We start from the raw sequence: 14,030 nt of genomic DNA on the forward strand, positions 1-14,030 counted from the left end.
CCCTTCACGGAGAGTTGAGCATGAATCAGGGCTGGAGGTCTCTTCCACCCGATGGCGCCAGCAGCGTCAGGCGGGCGACAGGACCGGGATCTCGTCCGTGTTGACGACCCTGCGCAATGGAGTACTCCCCTCCGCCGACCATTGTGTCACCTTCACCGTGGCCGACCAGCGCTCGGCTGCGATCCCGCCGAGCCAGCACCAACGCAGTGCCCTCATGACAAGCGCGGACGCATCGCCGCAGTGTCCACCGCAACAGTTGGCAAGGGTCAGCGGTTGGCCTCGATCAGCTGGCGCAGTTCCTTCTTGAGGTCCGAGATCTCGTCTCGCAGGCGAGCGGCCACCTCGAACTGCAGTTCGGCTGCCGCGGTGTGCATCTGCGAGGTGAGGTCCTGCACCAGGTCTGCCAGTTCGCTGGCCGCCATGCCCGCGGTGTCGAGCTGGCGGGTGGGCGAGACTGCCGGCACCGGCGACCGTCCCCGGTTGGGCCGTCCCCCCCTCGCCTGGTCGACGAGCTTCTCGGTGTCGGCGTCCTCCCGGGCGAGCATGTCGGTGATGTCGGCGATCTTCTTGCGCAGGGGTTGTGGGTCGATGCCGTGCTCGGCGTTGTAGGCCTGCTGGATGGCACGTCGTCGGTTGGTCTCCTCGATCGCGGACTCCATCGAGGGTGTGATCTTGTCGGCGTACATGTGAACCTGGCCGGCCACGTTGCGGGCGGCTCGTCCGATGGTCTGGATGAGGGAACGATCCGAGCGCAGGAAGCCCTCCTTGTCGGCGTCGAGGATGGCCACCAGGCTCACCTCGGGCAGGTCGAGCCCTTCTCGCAGAAGGTTGATGCCGACCAGCACGTCGTACTCGCCCATGCGCAGTTCGCGCAGCAACTCGATGCGTCGCAGCGTGTCGACCTCCGAGTGCAGGTAGCGGGTGCGGACTCCGTTCTCCATCAGGTAGTCGGTCAGGTCCTCGGCCATCTTCTTGGTCAGGGTGGTCACCAGCACCCGCTCGTTCTTCTCGACCCGGCCACGGATCTCGCCCATCAGGTCGTCGATCTGCCCCTTGGTGGGCTTGACCACCACTTCGGGGTCGACCAGTCCGGTCGGGCGGATGATCTGCTCGACGAAACCGTTCGACCGTGCCAACTCGTACTTGCCCGGGGTGGCCGACAGGTAGACCGTCTGCCCGATCCGGTCGACGAACTCCTCGAACTTGAGGGGACGGTTGTCCATGGCGCTCGGCAGCCGGAAGCCGTGCTCCACCAGGGTGCGCTTGCGAGACATGTCGCCCTCGAACATGCCCCCGATCTGGGGAACGGTGACGTGCGACTCGTCGACCACCAGCAGGAAGTCCTCGGGGAAGTAGTCGAGCAGGCAGCTGGGGGCCGAGCCTGCCTCGCGTCCGTCGATGTGGCGGGAGTAGTTCTCGATGCCCGAACAGGTTCCGATCTGGCGCATCATCTCGATGTCGTAGCTGGTGCGCATGCGCAGCCGCTGGGCCTCGAGCAGCTTGTCCTGCTTCTCGAGCTGGGCCAGGCGCTGTTCGAGCTCCACCTCGATCTTTGAGATGGCCCGCTCCATCCGCTCGGGACCGGCGGAGTAGTGGGTCGCGGGGAAGATGGCCAGCACGTCGTCGTCGGTCACCACCTCTCCGGTGAGCGGATTGAGCGTCGAGAGTGCCTCGATCTCGTCGCCGAAGAACTCCACCCGCCAGGCCAGCTCCTCCCACATCGGGAACACCTCGAGGGTGTCTCCCTTCACCCGGAACGTCCCGCGGGTGCCTGCCAGGTCGTTGCGCGCGTACTGGATGCCCACCAGCGCCCGCAGCAGGGCGTCACGGTCCCACTCGTCGCCCACCTGCAACTGGATGGCCCGGTCGAGGTACTCCTCGGGGGTGCCCAGACCGTAGATGGCTGACACGGTGGCGACCACGATGCAGTCGCGTCGGGTGAACAACGAGTGGGTCGCCTGGTGGCGGAGCCTCTCGACCTCCTCGTTGAGTGAGGAGTCCTTCTCGATGTAGGTGTCCGTCTGGGGTACGTAGGCCTCGGGCTGGTAGTAGTCGTAGTACGAGACGAAGTACTCCACCGCATTGTCGGGGAAGAACTGCCTCAGTTCATTGGCGAACTGGGCGGCCAGCGTCTTGTTGGGTTGCATCACCAGCACGGGACGCTGCAACCGCTCGGCGAGCCAGGCCACCGTCGCTGTCTTGCCCGTGCCCGTCGCCCCGAGCAGCACGACATCGTTCTCGCCTGCGCGGATACGGCGTTCGAGTTCGGCGATGGCCGCTGGCTGGTCACCGGACGGCTCGAAGTCGGCCTGCATCGTGAACGGCGCGACTCGACGCTGCAACTTCTCCTTGGGACGCATGGGAACCAGCGTAGACAGCAGCCCTGACAAAACTGATGGGCCGGCCTCCGCTCACCGCGGAAGCCGGCCCATCCTGACCATCAGGAGCTCACAGGATCATGAGCTGCATCCCAGTCCACACCCCTCACGCCCCATCCTCAGACCATGGACGAGAGGACCTGGTTGACGACCTTTGAGAAGTCATCGCTGTTGGCCTTGACGTCATCGACGCTCCCGCCCACGAGGGTTGCGGCGAAGGCCGCGTCATCGGCCTTGCGCACCGACACCACGGTGTCGATCACGACTGTGTCCGACCCACCCGAACTGACGTCGACACCGGCCAAGGCCCCTTCGGCCACGGACAGGGCAGGGTCGACCTCGTGCACCTTGACCTGGCCCGCCTTGGCGTCCTGCAGGCTCTCGGCCTGACGGTCGAGGTACGCCTTGACCTCTGCCGCAGCGTCCTTCCCGCCCGGTGTGTAGGTCTGCAACAGCAGCGCCGACCCGTCCGCGGCCTGCAGCACGTAGAAGTCCTTGCTGGTGTCGTGCTTGACCACCTTCCATCCCTGGGGGACGGACGCCCGGATGTTGTGGCGGAAGGCCAGTTCGTCACTCGTCCCCGGCTCTTCGGTCGGTTCGGCGGATGAACTGGCGCTCGGGCCGCCGGAGGTGTCGGCCGAGGCGCTCGAGGAGGGCTCCTGGCTGGGCTCGTCGCTCGGCTCCGGGGCCGTCGGTGTCGACACCGAGATGGGCGCGGTCGGTTCAGGCCCCGCCTTGCCCCTGGACCCCACCAGCCCGATCACGACTCCGAGCACCACGACCAGCGCGATGCCGATGGCGACCATCACCAACACGGGACGACGACGCCCCGGTCGCGGGGGTTGGGCACCCCCGAATCCGGTGAAGCCCTGACCGCCACCTTGGCCGTAGGGCTGTCCGGGCTGCTGACCGTAGGGCTGTCCGGGCTGCTGACCGTAGGGCTGACCGGGCTGCTGACCATACGGCTGACCGGGCTGCTGACCATACGGCTGACCGGGCTGCTGACCATAGGGCTGACCTGGCTGCTGACCATAGGGCTGACCGGACTGCTGACCATACGGCTGCCCTTGGGGCTGACCGTAGGGCTGCGCGGGCTGCTGGCCCCACGACTGAGGCGACTGCCCCTGCTGGTTCGGGCTGCTCATGAGCGGGCCTCCAGATCATCGTTGCGGGCATCATCGGGGGCGGTGGGCGCTGGACCTGCACCTGCCAACACGGCGCGTTGCGGGTGCAGGCGTCCCCTGACCGTTGACTTCTGTGCCAGTCCACAGTTCGAGCAGAACGCGGCCCCGCCGAGCAGCGGCATCTCGCAGGAGGCGCAATGGGTGAGGTCGCCCTCGACACCGACGCCGCCGGCCCCATGACGGGCGGTGGCCTCGAGCGCTGCCTCGACCAGACCGGTCTGCAGCACTCCCCTGATCCTGATCAGCAGTGCGCCGAGCAGCACGCCCCCGAGCACCACGGACAACACCAGACCGAGCCAGACAGGGGTCACGAAGCTCAGCAGATAGGTGCCACCGAAGTAGAGAGCGTTCCAGGCGACTGCCTCGAGCACTGCCAACAGGTAGCGCACCGTGAAGCCGTCATAGCCCTTCCCCAGCCCCGAGAACTCTGCACATGCGATGCCCGAGGCGGTCCCGATCACCAACGGCTTGATGAAGCCCTCGAGCACCAGCAGCGCCACCCAGGTGGCTGCGCTCTGTCCCGGTGCGTGGAAGCCCTGCCCCAGCAGGTCCCAGTGCTTGACCAGGGTGTCGGCCGTGGCGAACGCCACGCCCGAGATGACCCCGAAGGTCAGACCGTCCATCAGGTCGTCGAACTCCGGTCGAGCCGCCAGCACCACCGGGCCCACCTGCCGGATGAGTTCACCCACGACCGGCACGAGCAAGGCGGTGATCAGCACGCCCGCCATCGTCGGGGTGGCTGCCGCGTCGAACGCGCGCGCACTCACCAGGGGACCCCGCAGCGTCGTCCACCCCACCGTGAACAGGGCCGCCAGCGCGAACGTGAGTCCGAACGCCAGGCCGGTGACGGGCAAGGGTTCGTCCTCCCAGAGGTTCACGTCGTAGAGGTAGACGATGTAGATCAGAGGGATGGCCAGGGCCGCCACGAGGATGGCCACGGGAAGCGCACCCAGCAGGGCGGCGACCACGGCGACCACGAAGGACACCCCAAAGGCGATCTGGTACGTGCGGGGACGTTCGGCGGCACCCTTCGGCATGATCGACGAGACCAGCCGGAAGGAACGCACCGGCTCGTCGGGTTTGGCCGCGAAGGAGCGACGGGCGCCGTCGCCCGCCGAGAGGTCGTGACCGCAGGCGTGGCAGAAATGTCCAGCCTCCGGCAGTTCGGTGCCGCAGCGTGGGCAGCTCACAGGTCGCTCCTTGGAGTGGGGGGACTGCGCCGAGCAGGCGCGTGACGGGTCCAGTCAATCCCATCGGAGGGTTAGTTGACCTTCAACGACAACCGGGTCAGGCCTGCAGCTGACGCCACCACTGGTCCACCTGCGCGATCAGCGCAGCCCTGTCGCCGGAATTGTCGAACACCGTGGTGGCGGCCCCCAACCGCTGATCGCGGCTCGCCTGCGCCCGCATCCGAGCCTCAGCCGAGGCCGGCGTGAGACCCGAACGACGGACGAGACGTTCGCGCTGCAGATCCTCGGGAAGGTCGACGACGATGACCTCGTCGAAGGCGCCGGACTGCCCCGTCTCGACCAGCAGGGGGATCATCTCGACCACCACCCGGCCGGGATGGGAACGGCGAAGGGTCGACGCGAGTGCCCGGACCCGCGGGTGGATGATCGCCTCGAGGTCACGACGGGCGGTGTCGTCCGCGAAGACGATCTGACCGAGGCGGGCCCGATCCAGTCCGCCCCCCTCCCCCACCACCTGCGGTCCGAACCTGGCAATCACCTGGGCGAGGCCGTCGGTGCCGGGCTCAACGACGCGCCGGGCGAGCTCGTCGGCATCGATCACCACGGCCCCCAACTCGGTCAGCCGCTCGGCAACGGTGGACTTGCCCGAGGCGATTCCCCCCGTCAGCCCGATCCGCCGCGGCTGCGCAGAGCGAGGTGGATGAGGGGCCATGCCACCAGTCTTGCGCATCGGGCGCTGCCCGCAGTGGGCGTTGTCACCGACGGGTAGACTGGCATCAGCTGTAGGCACAAGCCCGTGGCCGAACCGACGCCGAAGCGTCCCCACGCCACCAAGCAGAGAGCCAGGTGCAGCAGACATGAGCGAGACGCTGCTTCGTTCGTCGCCCGCGACGGACACCCCCTCGAAATACGTCGACGCCGCCTCGTTCCCACCCCAGCTGCGTGCCTTCGTCGAGGTGTCGACCCTCGCCAAGGGTCTTGGACTGATGAAGCGGGCGCGCTGGTTCTACGCCCTGTTGCTCACCATCCTGGCCCTCGGGCTGGGCGGCTGCATCGCCGGGTTCATCCTGCTGGGGCACAGCTGGTTCCAGCTCCTGATCGCAGCGGCGCTGGGCATCATCTTCACCCAGGTCGCGTTCGTCGGACACGAGGCCGACCACCGTCAGATCCTCGAATCCGGGGAGAACAACAACCGCCTGGCCAGATTGCTGGCCACGGGCGTGGTGGGGCTGTCGCTGTCGTGGTGGCAGAACAAGCACTCGCGGCACCACGGCAACCCCAATCGGGTCGGCAAGGACCCCGACATCGAACGCGACACCATCTCATTCCTGGAGGAGGACGCCAGCCGGGCCAAGGGCTGGCTCCGGTGGGTCACCAAGCGGCAGGGTTGGCTGTTCTTCCCGCTGCTCACCCTCGAGGGCCTGAACCTGCACCTGCACAGCGTGCGTCACGTGCTGGGCCGGGGCAAGGTCGACAAGCGGGCCACGGAGATCGTTCTGCTGGCGGTGCGCTTCGCCGCAGTTCTGGTGCCCGTGTTCTGGCTCCTGCCGCTGGGGATGGCCTTCGCCTTCGTCGGGGTGCAACTGGCGGTGTTCGGCGTGTACATGGGCGCATCGTTCGCGCCGAACCACACCGGCATGCCGATCATCGACAAGCGGGCCCGACTGGACTTCTTCACCAAGCAGGTGCGGACCTCCCGCAACATCCGGGGGGGTTGGGCGGCCAGCCTCCTGATGGGCGGCCTCAACTACCAGATCGAGCACCACCTCTTCCCGACCATGGCGCGCCCTCACCTCGGCAAGGCCCGAGCCATCGTCCGCGACTACTGCCGCAAGCACAACGTGCCCTACACCGAGACCACCCTGCTGGCCAGCTACGGCATCGTCGTCCGCTACCTCAACGAGGTGGGACTGCACGCGCGTGACCCGTTCGACTGCCCCATGAACGCGCAGTACCGCCGGGTGTGACCCCGACGTGACGCGACGACGTCCCGGCACCCTCGGGTGCCGGGACGTCCTTGTTCAGGCGGGCTTGAGGTTCAGCAGGGTCAGGATCGAGTGATTGACCCCACCGACGCCCGGCAGGTAGGCGGTCGCACCGGGCTCGGGGAAGCCCGTCCACTTCCGTGAACTCCACAGCACACCCTGGGCGTTGGTCATCACGGGGATGAACGGGGCGTCGTCCGCCACGGCCTTCTGCATGGCCTCGATCAGCGGCTTCAGCCCCTCTGCGTCGTCGGAGCGGAAGTCACTCATCTTCTTGACGTTGTCCTGCATGGCCTTGTTCTGCCAACGACCGTAGTTGCCCCACACGTTCTCCTTGGTGCCGATCGGCTGCCAATTGCTCTTGGAGTACTGCGCGAAGGCCTGGTAGTAGTTGCCCGAACTGACGCCTCCTGCGGCGAACATGTCGTACTCGCCCTTGACCGCCTTGTCGTTGAAGACCTGGGTGGGGGTGGGTTGCCAGGCAACCTTGACCCCCAACGCCTTCATCCACTGGTCGATCAGCACCTGGCCCAGCTGCATCCAGACCTGGTTGGAGTTGTCGAGCACCAGCGCGATCGGGTGCGCCTTGCCACCCTTGCTGAGGTGACCGTCCACCACGGTCCAGCCGGCGTCTGCGAGAGCCTTCTTCGCGCCCTCGACATCGGCCTTCTGCGCCTGCTTGTAGTCGGGAAGCAAGGTGTCGGAGTACACCTGCGGGTCGAGGCCGGTGACGCTCGGCACGGTGTAGCCGGTCGCCGCCAAGTCTGCCGCCGCCTGCAGGTCGAGGCTTCCGCGCAGAGCGGTGCGCACGGCGACGTCGTTGAAGGGCGCCTTGAGGCAGTTGAAGGTGATGATCTGCGAGCCGCCCGAGGGGTAGACCGAGAAGTGGTTGAGCTCGGGGTTCTTCGCCACGAAATCCTTCTCGATGCCGGGGGCGGTGCCCTCAGCGAGGTCGAGGTCGCCACGGTCGAGTTGGCTCTCGACCCCGCCGATGGGCCCCATGGGTTTGAACTTCACCGTCTTCACTCCGTTGCCCTTGCCGCCCCAGTAGTCCTCGCGCCAGGTGTAGGTGACCAATTGCGGGTCGAACGACTCCAGGGTGCAAGGACCGGTGCCGACGGGCTTGTCATTCGTGTCGGTCTTGCGGTCCTTCGACTTCCACACGTGGGCCGGGATGATCGGGTAGTACATGGCGTAGCTGGCCATCTGCTGGTACTCGGCGTCGTTGAAGTAGACCTTGCAGGTGTACTTGTCGGTCGCCTCCGGGGGCTTCTTCGCCCAACACTTCTCCGGGTCGGGGCAGGCGTCGCCGTTGATGAAGCCCAGCGTGTAGGCGAAGTCGTCCGCGGTCATCTCGACGCCGTCGGACCACTTCACACCCTTGCGCAGGTGGAACACCATGGTCGACCCGTCGTCCTCCATCTCGTAGCTCTCGGCGAGCATGGGGATGAAGTGGCCGGGCTTGGTGTAGTCGAGCGCGAACGGCGATTCATAGATCAAGTTGAGGCCGGGGGCCGTGCCGTTCTGGTTGGCGCCGTACCAGTTGAAGTTCTTGGGGTACGTCGGTCCACCCGAGGCGAGGGTGATGACACCGTCATTGGTGGCCACCTTGCTCGCGGACGAACCGGACGTGGCACTGGTTCCGGAACCGCCCGGCTTGGCGCCTCCCTGGCCGGCGCAGGCAGCCGTGCCTGCGAGCGCGCCGACGGACAGCGTCGCCAGCACGGCACGACGTGACAGGTTCAGAGACATCGTTGTTCCTTCATGGTTGGGGTGCCGTCGCAGCGCGACGGAGGTGGGGGGTCACTGCTCGTCCTCGAGCAGCCAACAGGCGGCGGCCTGGTCGCCGACCTGAAGCAAGGGGGGACGCTGCTCCCGGCAGCGGTCCATCACGAAGGGGCAGCGTGGGGCGAACCGGCAACCCGTCACCTCTTGGGAGACGTCGACCGGCTCTGCGTCCCCGACGACCTGGACCCGCCGGTTCAGTCCGCTGCCCTTGTGGTGCGCCGGGTCGGGGGCGGAGGCCACCAGCAGCCGGGTGTAGGGGTGCCTGGGGTTCTGCACCACGTCGTCGGTCGGCCCCTGTTCGACGATCCGGCCGCCGTACATCACCATGATCCGGTCGGAGATGTAGCGCGCCGATGCGATGTCGTGGGTGATGTAGAGAATGGCCACCCGCTCGGAATCTCGCAGGTCGCGCAACAGGTTCAGGATGTCGAGGCGGATGGAGGCATCGAGCATCGAGGTGGGCTCGTCGGCGAGCAGGAGCCGAGGCCGCACGGCCAGCGCCCGAGCGATCGCCACCCGCTGTCGTTGCCCACCCGACAGGGAGGTGGGGTAGGCGTCCACGAACTGTTCGGGCGGGGTGAGGTTCACCTTCGCGAGAAGTTCTGCGACGAGCTCCCTCTCGTTACGACGCCCTTTGGCTCGTCCGTGGATGCGCAGGGCGCGGCCCAAGATGTGACGCAAGGGTTTGAGGGTGTTCAGCGAGGCGAAGGGATCCTGATAGATCATCTGCACATTGCCGTAGTAACGCACCTTGTCGCGCTGGCGGCGCGGGAGTTCCTTCCCGGCCACGACGAGGTCCCCGGAGGTGGGCGGGTGGAGGAGAGCCAACATCCGCGCCAAGGTGGTCTTGCCCGATCCGGACTCCCCGACCAATGCCACGATGGTGCCGGGTTCGATGTCGAAGTCGACCTCCTCAACGGCTCGGATCGTGGTTCGACCTCCTCCGCGTGACCGTCCCTGGAAGTGCCTGGTCAGCCTTCTCGCGCTGACGATCGGCCCTCCGGAAGGCGACGGGCCGGAACCCGGCAGGCCCGGCGGGTTGGCGGGCAGGGTGGCCGTCATCGCTGCGCTCCTTCCATGGTCGAGGCCAGGAGGGCCTCGGAATCGACCGCGACGGCATCTGGCCTGGCGGCATCCTCGTCCTGCCGCCGGGTCTCGTCCCGATCGAGCGGGTGCAGGCAGGCGGCCAGGCCGGGCTCGCCGGCCCCGGTCGTCGGCATCGTCCTCAACTCGGGTCGAAGGGCCAGACAGTCGTCCTGCGCGTGCGGGCACCTCGGCGCGAAGGCGCAACCGACAGGTAGATTCAGCAGGTTCGGCGGCGTCCCAGAGATGCCGGTGAGTCGACGCACCGGTTCGCTCAGCGGAGGGAAGGCGTTGCGCAGGCCCTGGGTGTACGGGTGCCGTGGGTGGGCGTAGATCTCGGCCGCGTCGCCCACCTCGACCACACGGCCGCCGTACATGATGGCGATCCGGTCAGAGATCTCGAGCAACAGCGAGAGGTCGTGGGTCACCATGATGATGGCAAAACCCAATCGCTCCTGCAGGGCCAGTACCTGGTCGAGGATCGTGCGCTGCATGACGACGTCGACCGCAGTGGTCGGCTCGTCCATCACCACGAGGTCGGGGTCGCACGCCAGCGCCAAGGCGATCAGGGAACGTTGCCGCATACCGCCGGAGAGCTGGTGGGGATACGCGGTGGCGTAGTCGGGAGCGATGCCGACCATGCGCAGGAGTTCCGTGATGCGCTCGTCGACCTGACCGCGGGTCATCGTCGGGTTCTTGAGTGTGATCACGTCGGCGAACTGGGCGCGCAGACGCATCACGGGATTGAGGCAGGCCATCGCGGACTGCATCACGATTGACAGGTCGGACCACCGCAACGGTGACATCGCCCGTTCATCGAGGCGGACGAGGTCGACGGGTGGTCTCCCACCCCCTCGATGGAAGATCACCTCACCCCCCGAGGTCACGGCCGGGGTGCGTTGCAGGCGCAGCAGAGCGGTCAGCAGGGTCGACTTGCCCGAGGCCGACTCGCCTGCGATGCCCAGGATCTCGCCGCGGCGCACGGTCAGGGTGACGTCGTCGCAGGCAGGCACCTCGCCGGCCTCGGTGAGGTAGCGCACCGAGAGGTTGCGGATCTCGAGCAGGGGGCCGGTGTGGTGATCCCGCTCAGCCGGCAGCGTCTGGTCGGTGGGGGTCATCGGGTCACCGCCCCAGTGACCGGCCGGACTTCATGGTGGGAACCCTTCCGGGTGCGCTTGAAGAACTGGCGCACCAGTACCTCCTGCTTGGAGTTGAGGACCGGATTGACGATCTCGTCGATGCCGAAGTTGATGAGGGCGGTGCTCAGTCCGAGCAGGGCGATGGCGATGCCGGGCGGGGCGAACCACCACCAGTAGCCACGAAAGAGCGCGTTCTGGCCCTCGGCGTAGGCGATCTCGGTGCCCCAGGAAACAGTTTCCGGGTCGCCGATGCCCAGGAAAGCCATCGACGCCTGGGTGAAGACGCCGTAGACGAAGGCCGTCAGGAACATGCTGGACGCCACGCCGTTGAGATGGGGTGCGACCTCGACCGCGATGATCCGCCAGCGTGACTCACCGGTCGTCCGCAGAGCCGCGGTGAAGTCTCGTCCGCGCAGGCTCATGGCTTGGGCGCGGATGCGGCGCGCCCCACCGGGCCACTCGAAGGCGCCGATGATCAGGGAGACCGACAGCCAGTCGAGTTTCTGCACGTAGCCGGCGATGATCAGCGTGACGGCGAAGCTCGGCATGGTCAGGAACAGGTTGGTGAAGGTGTTCAGCACCTTGTCGGCCCAGCCCCCGATGAATCCCGCCCAGGTGCCGATCACCACACTCAGCGCCGTGGCGATCGTTCCCGAGGCGAGACCGACGAGCAGGGAGCCACGTGCCCCCCAGACGATGCGGGCGAGCACGTCCTGACCGGACGAGGTGGTGCCGAGCCAGTGTTGTGCGCTCGGCGGCATGCCGGCGTTTGCGGTGTCGAGCTCAAGCGGGTCGAGGCCGAGGAAGGTGGAGCACAGCCATGGGCCAACCGTCGCCATCAATGCGAAGAAGGCCATCAGCGCGATGCCAGCCCGCACCATCGGCAGTCCCAGAAATCTTCTGGTCATCAGGCGTCTCCTTCTCGGGTGCGGGGATCGAGCAGCACGTAGATCGAGTCGGCGATGAAATTGGCAGCCAAGGTGAGGAACACCGTCATCAGCAGGATCGCCTGCATCACCGGGTAGTCACGCTGACCGATGGCATTGCCCAACAAGTTGCCCATGCCCGGGTAGACGAAGACAGACTCGACCAACACGATTGAGCCGAGGAGTCCGCCCACTGCTTGGGCCAGGCCCGTGACGTTGGGCAGGATGGCGTTGCGTGCGGCGTAGCGCATCAGGACCACCCACCGCGAGAGCCCCTTGGCTCGGGCAAGCGTGACGTAGTCCTCGCTGGTGGTGGCGATGGTCATGTTGCGCATGCTGAACAACCATCCTGCGAATCCCACGATGACAAGCACCAACGCTGGCAGCGTCCCGTGGGTGACCACCGAGGTGAGGAAGGGGCCGTTTGCCCAGGAGTGGTTGCGCTGCTCGGCGTCGTATCCACCCTGGGCCGGGAAGTAGTAGTTGCGGTAGGCGAAGAACCAGGCCGCCATGATCGCGAGCCAGAAAGCCGGGATCGAGTGGAAGAACATCAACACCGGGGTGAAGGCCTTGTCGGCCATGCCCGAGGGCTTCCACCCGAGCCAGGCCCCCAGCAGGGTGCCGATCAGCCAGGCGAGCACCAGCGTGATCAGTCCGAGGCCGAGCGTCCATGGCAAGGTCTGGGCCAGCAGTTCTGAAACGGGAGTCGGGTACTGCATGACGGACCTGCCCAGGTCACCGCGCGCCAATTGGGTGAGGTAATCGACGAACTGCAGGGGTAGTGGGCGGTTGGGATCGCCGTACAGGGCATAGATGTTGTCGATCAGGTACTGAGGTGGCGGCGCACCCGTGGCCTGCTGGATCCGAAGGAACATGTCCTGCACCGGATCCCCCGGCATCAGCCGGGGAAGCATGAAATTCATCACCACGGCCAGGACGGCGGTACCCGTGTAGATACCCAGTCGGCGACCCAGGAAGACCAGCCACTGGGGCATCCCTCGGGGCCCTGGACGCTGCGCAGCCTCAGCCCGGGACCCCCCGTCTGTCTTCGCGTCCACGCTCACGTCGTCTCCCGGCTTCGTTGCTCGTCGGGGTACATCTTGCACACAATCAATAAGTAAGTAAATAATCAACCAAGACAGGGAGCGACACCCATCGATCACCACGGCGGTGACGGGGTGGCTTCAGGAAAGATGGGCCCCATGACCCACCCGTCGAGCATCGGAGGCGCTCCGCAGCGCCTGATGCGCCAGGTCAACGACCGTGTCTTCTGCGAGCTCCTGGCGCAGCATGGTCCATCGACGCGGCCGCAACTTGCCCGATTGGCTGGACTTTCGAGTCCAGCGGCGCTCAATGTGATTGAGCGGCTGCAGGCCGAAGGACTGGTGGTGGCCGATGGCTTCGACGAGGCCAGCCGTCCCGGCCCCAAAGCGGCCAAGTTCACCCTGGCGGCCGACCTCGGACTGGCCACGGCCGTCGAGGTGCACGGAGACGTGCTCCTCGTCAGCCATTCCCCGCTGGGCTCGACCCAGGCACTGGGCCACGACGTGGAACTCGATCGTGACCGAAGGCTCGACGACGCCATCGTCGAGGCGGTGAACGCGACCATCCCCCCTGAGTCGTACCGGCACCACGCCGTGTCGATCGCCCTGCCGGGCGCCGTCGACCCGCTCACTGGCGACGTGCTCTTCTCGACCGAGCAGCCCCGCTGGGTTGCGGGCACCGCCCATCGGATCGCGCAGCGCCTCGAGGGAGCCCACGTCGCCTTCGACAACGAGGTGAACTTCAGGGCCATCGCCGAAAAGTTGCACGGGGTGGCCGCCGATGCCGAGGACTACGTGCTGGTGAGCTTGGGCAGTGGCGTAGGCGCTGCCGTGGTGCTCAGCGGCCGGGTTCATCGGGGCGCCCACGGCGCGGCCGGCGAGATCGGGTTCATGCACACGGGCGAAGCCGGCCAGACGCCCTACCAGGACCGTGCGGGTGCCTGGAACCTGGCGCACACCGTCGGGCGCGAGCACAGCCCCGGGCATGCGTGGCTCGATGAGATCACCGGCAGCGAGCCCTTGGGCTCACCGGTCTGGGATGCGCTGGCCGAGCGGATCGCACCCGGCATCGTCAACATCGCCACCACGCTCGACCCGGAACTGGTCATCCTGGCCGGGGAGACCTCGCGCGTTGCCGGGGAGTCGCTGCGCGCGGCCCTCGAGGCCATCCTGCGCACGACCCTGCACTGGCCCCCGCCGATGGTGCGCTCCAGTGACCTGGGGGACGAAGCCGTGCGTCTGGGGGCCTTGGACGAAGCCCGTTCGGCCCTGGCACGCGCCGCCTTCATGCCGCACCGCTGACACCTGGCGCTG

Annotated in this window: 11 protein-coding genes; 2 read left to right on the forward strand and 9 right to left on the reverse strand. The window is 66.9% G+C overall.

What is annotated here, in order from left to right:
• Positions 1–266 precede the first annotated feature (266 nt).
• The 4 genes from uvrB to coaE form a co-directional block, all read right to left on the reverse strand.
• Complete coding sequence (uvrB, locus tag QQZ11_RS00820; RefSeq protein WP_022909768.1) at positions 267–2,360, reverse strand: excinuclease ABC subunit UvrB; 2,094 nt, start codon at positions 2,358–2,360, stop codon at positions 267–269.
• A 137-nt stretch (positions 2,361–2,497) separates the two neighbouring features.
• The gene (locus tag QQZ11_RS00825) at positions 2,498–3,523 is read right to left on the reverse strand and encodes a hypothetical protein (protein ID WP_284548166.1); all 1,026 of its coding nucleotides are present in this window, start codon (positions 3,521–3,523) and stop codon (positions 2,498–2,500) included.
• Positions 3,520–4,752, reverse strand: coding sequence for a zinc ribbon domain-containing protein (locus QQZ11_RS00830; RefSeq protein ID WP_284548168.1), 1,233 nt, complete (start codon positions 4,750–4,752; stop codon positions 3,520–3,522). The genes QQZ11_RS00825 and QQZ11_RS00830 overlap by 4 nt, the downstream gene beginning before the upstream one ends.
• Before the next feature lie 97 nt (positions 4,753–4,849).
• Positions 4,850–5,464 (reverse strand): dephospho-CoA kinase, encoded by a 615-nt coding sequence (gene coaE / locus QQZ11_RS00835; protein ID WP_284548169.1) that lies wholly within the window; start codon positions 5,462–5,464, stop codon positions 4,850–4,852.
• Positions 5,465–5,609: 145 nt separating this feature from the next.
• On the opposite strand from coaE, the gene QQZ11_RS00840 reads away from it, so the two are divergent.
• Complete coding sequence (locus tag QQZ11_RS00840; protein WP_284548171.1) at positions 5,610–6,719, forward strand: fatty acid desaturase family protein; 1,110 nt, start codon at positions 5,610–5,612, stop codon at positions 6,717–6,719.
• Positions 6,720–6,773: 54 nt separating this feature from the next.
• Here QQZ11_RS00840 and QQZ11_RS00845 read toward each other — a convergent pair whose 3' ends face one another.
• The 5 genes from QQZ11_RS00845 to QQZ11_RS00865 are packed head-to-tail and all read right to left on the reverse strand — an operon-like array spanning position 6,774 to position 12,668.
• Positions 6,774–8,489, reverse strand: a complete 1,716-nt coding sequence (locus QQZ11_RS00845; protein WP_284548173.1) for an ABC transporter substrate-binding protein — start codon at positions 8,487–8,489, stop codon at positions 6,774–6,776.
• Between the two features lie 51 nt (positions 8,490–8,540).
• A complete protein-coding gene (locus QQZ11_RS00850; RefSeq protein ID WP_022909762.1) occupies positions 8,541–9,587 on the reverse strand; it encodes an ABC transporter ATP-binding protein in 1,047 nt (348 codons plus the stop codon).
• Positions 9,584–10,726: an ABC transporter ATP-binding protein gene (locus QQZ11_RS00855; RefSeq protein ID WP_284548174.1), complete on the reverse strand. Its 1,143-nt coding sequence runs from the start codon at positions 10,724–10,726 to the stop codon at positions 9,584–9,586. The genes QQZ11_RS00850 and QQZ11_RS00855 overlap by 4 nt, the downstream gene beginning before the upstream one ends.
• Positions 10,723–11,655, reverse strand: a complete 933-nt coding sequence (locus tag QQZ11_RS00860; protein ID WP_022909760.1) for an ABC transporter permease — start codon at positions 11,653–11,655, stop codon at positions 10,723–10,725. Before QQZ11_RS00860 ends, QQZ11_RS00855 begins: the two co-directional genes overlap by 4 nt.
• On the reverse strand, positions 11,655–12,668 hold the full coding sequence (locus QQZ11_RS00865; protein ID WP_022909759.1) for an ABC transporter permease: 1,014 nt from the start codon (positions 12,666–12,668) through the stop codon (positions 11,655–11,657). Before QQZ11_RS00865 ends, QQZ11_RS00860 begins: the two co-directional genes overlap by 1 nt.
• Positions 12,669–13,028: 360 nt before the next feature.
• Between QQZ11_RS00865 and QQZ11_RS00870 the strand changes: the two genes are divergently transcribed.
• Entirely contained in the window at positions 13,029–14,018 is a 990-nt protein-coding gene (locus QQZ11_RS00870) for an ROK family protein (protein ID WP_284548175.1), read from the forward strand.
• Positions 14,019–14,030: the final 12 nt, after the last annotated feature.

The organism is Aestuariimicrobium sp. T2.26MG-19.2B (assembly GCF_950101875.1).
Classification (GTDB): Bacteria; Actinomycetota; Actinomycetes; order Propionibacteriales; family Propionibacteriaceae; genus Aestuariimicrobium; species Aestuariimicrobium kwangyangense.

Bases quoted from the DNA above. Each gene is read 5' to 3' on its own strand.
- QQZ11_RS00840 (WP_284548171.1), top strand. From the start codon at position 5,610: ATGAGCGAGACGCTGCTTCGTTCGTCGCCCGCGACGGACACCCCCTCG.
- QQZ11_RS00860 (WP_022909760.1), bottom strand. From the start codon at position 11,655: ATGACCAGAAGATTTCTGGGACTGCCGATGGTGCGGGCTGGCATCGCG.
- QQZ11_RS00845 (WP_284548173.1), bottom strand. From the start codon at position 8,489: ATGTCTCTGAACCTGTCACGTCGTGCCGTGCTGGCGACGCTGTCCGTC.
- QQZ11_RS00825 (WP_284548166.1), bottom strand. From the start codon at position 3,523: ATGAGCAGCCCGAACCAGCAGGGGCAGTCGCCTCAGTCGTGGGGCCAG.
- QQZ11_RS00865 (WP_022909759.1), bottom strand. From the start codon at position 12,668: ATGCCCCAGTGGCTGGTCTTCCTGGGTCGCCGACTGGGTATCTACACG.
- coaE (WP_284548169.1), bottom strand. From the start codon at position 5,464: ATGGCCCCTCATCCACCTCGCTCTGCGCAGCCGCGGCGGATCGGGCTG.
- QQZ11_RS00850 (WP_022909762.1), bottom strand. From the start codon at position 9,587: ATGACGGCCACCCTGCCCGCCAACCCGCCGGGCCTGCCGGGTTCCGGC.
- uvrB (WP_022909768.1), bottom strand. From the start codon at position 2,360: ATGCGTCCCAAGGAGAAGTTGCAGCGTCGAGTCGCGCCGTTCACGATG.
- QQZ11_RS00855 (WP_284548174.1), bottom strand. From the start codon at position 10,726: ATGACCCCCACCGACCAGACGCTGCCGGCTGAGCGGGATCACCACACC.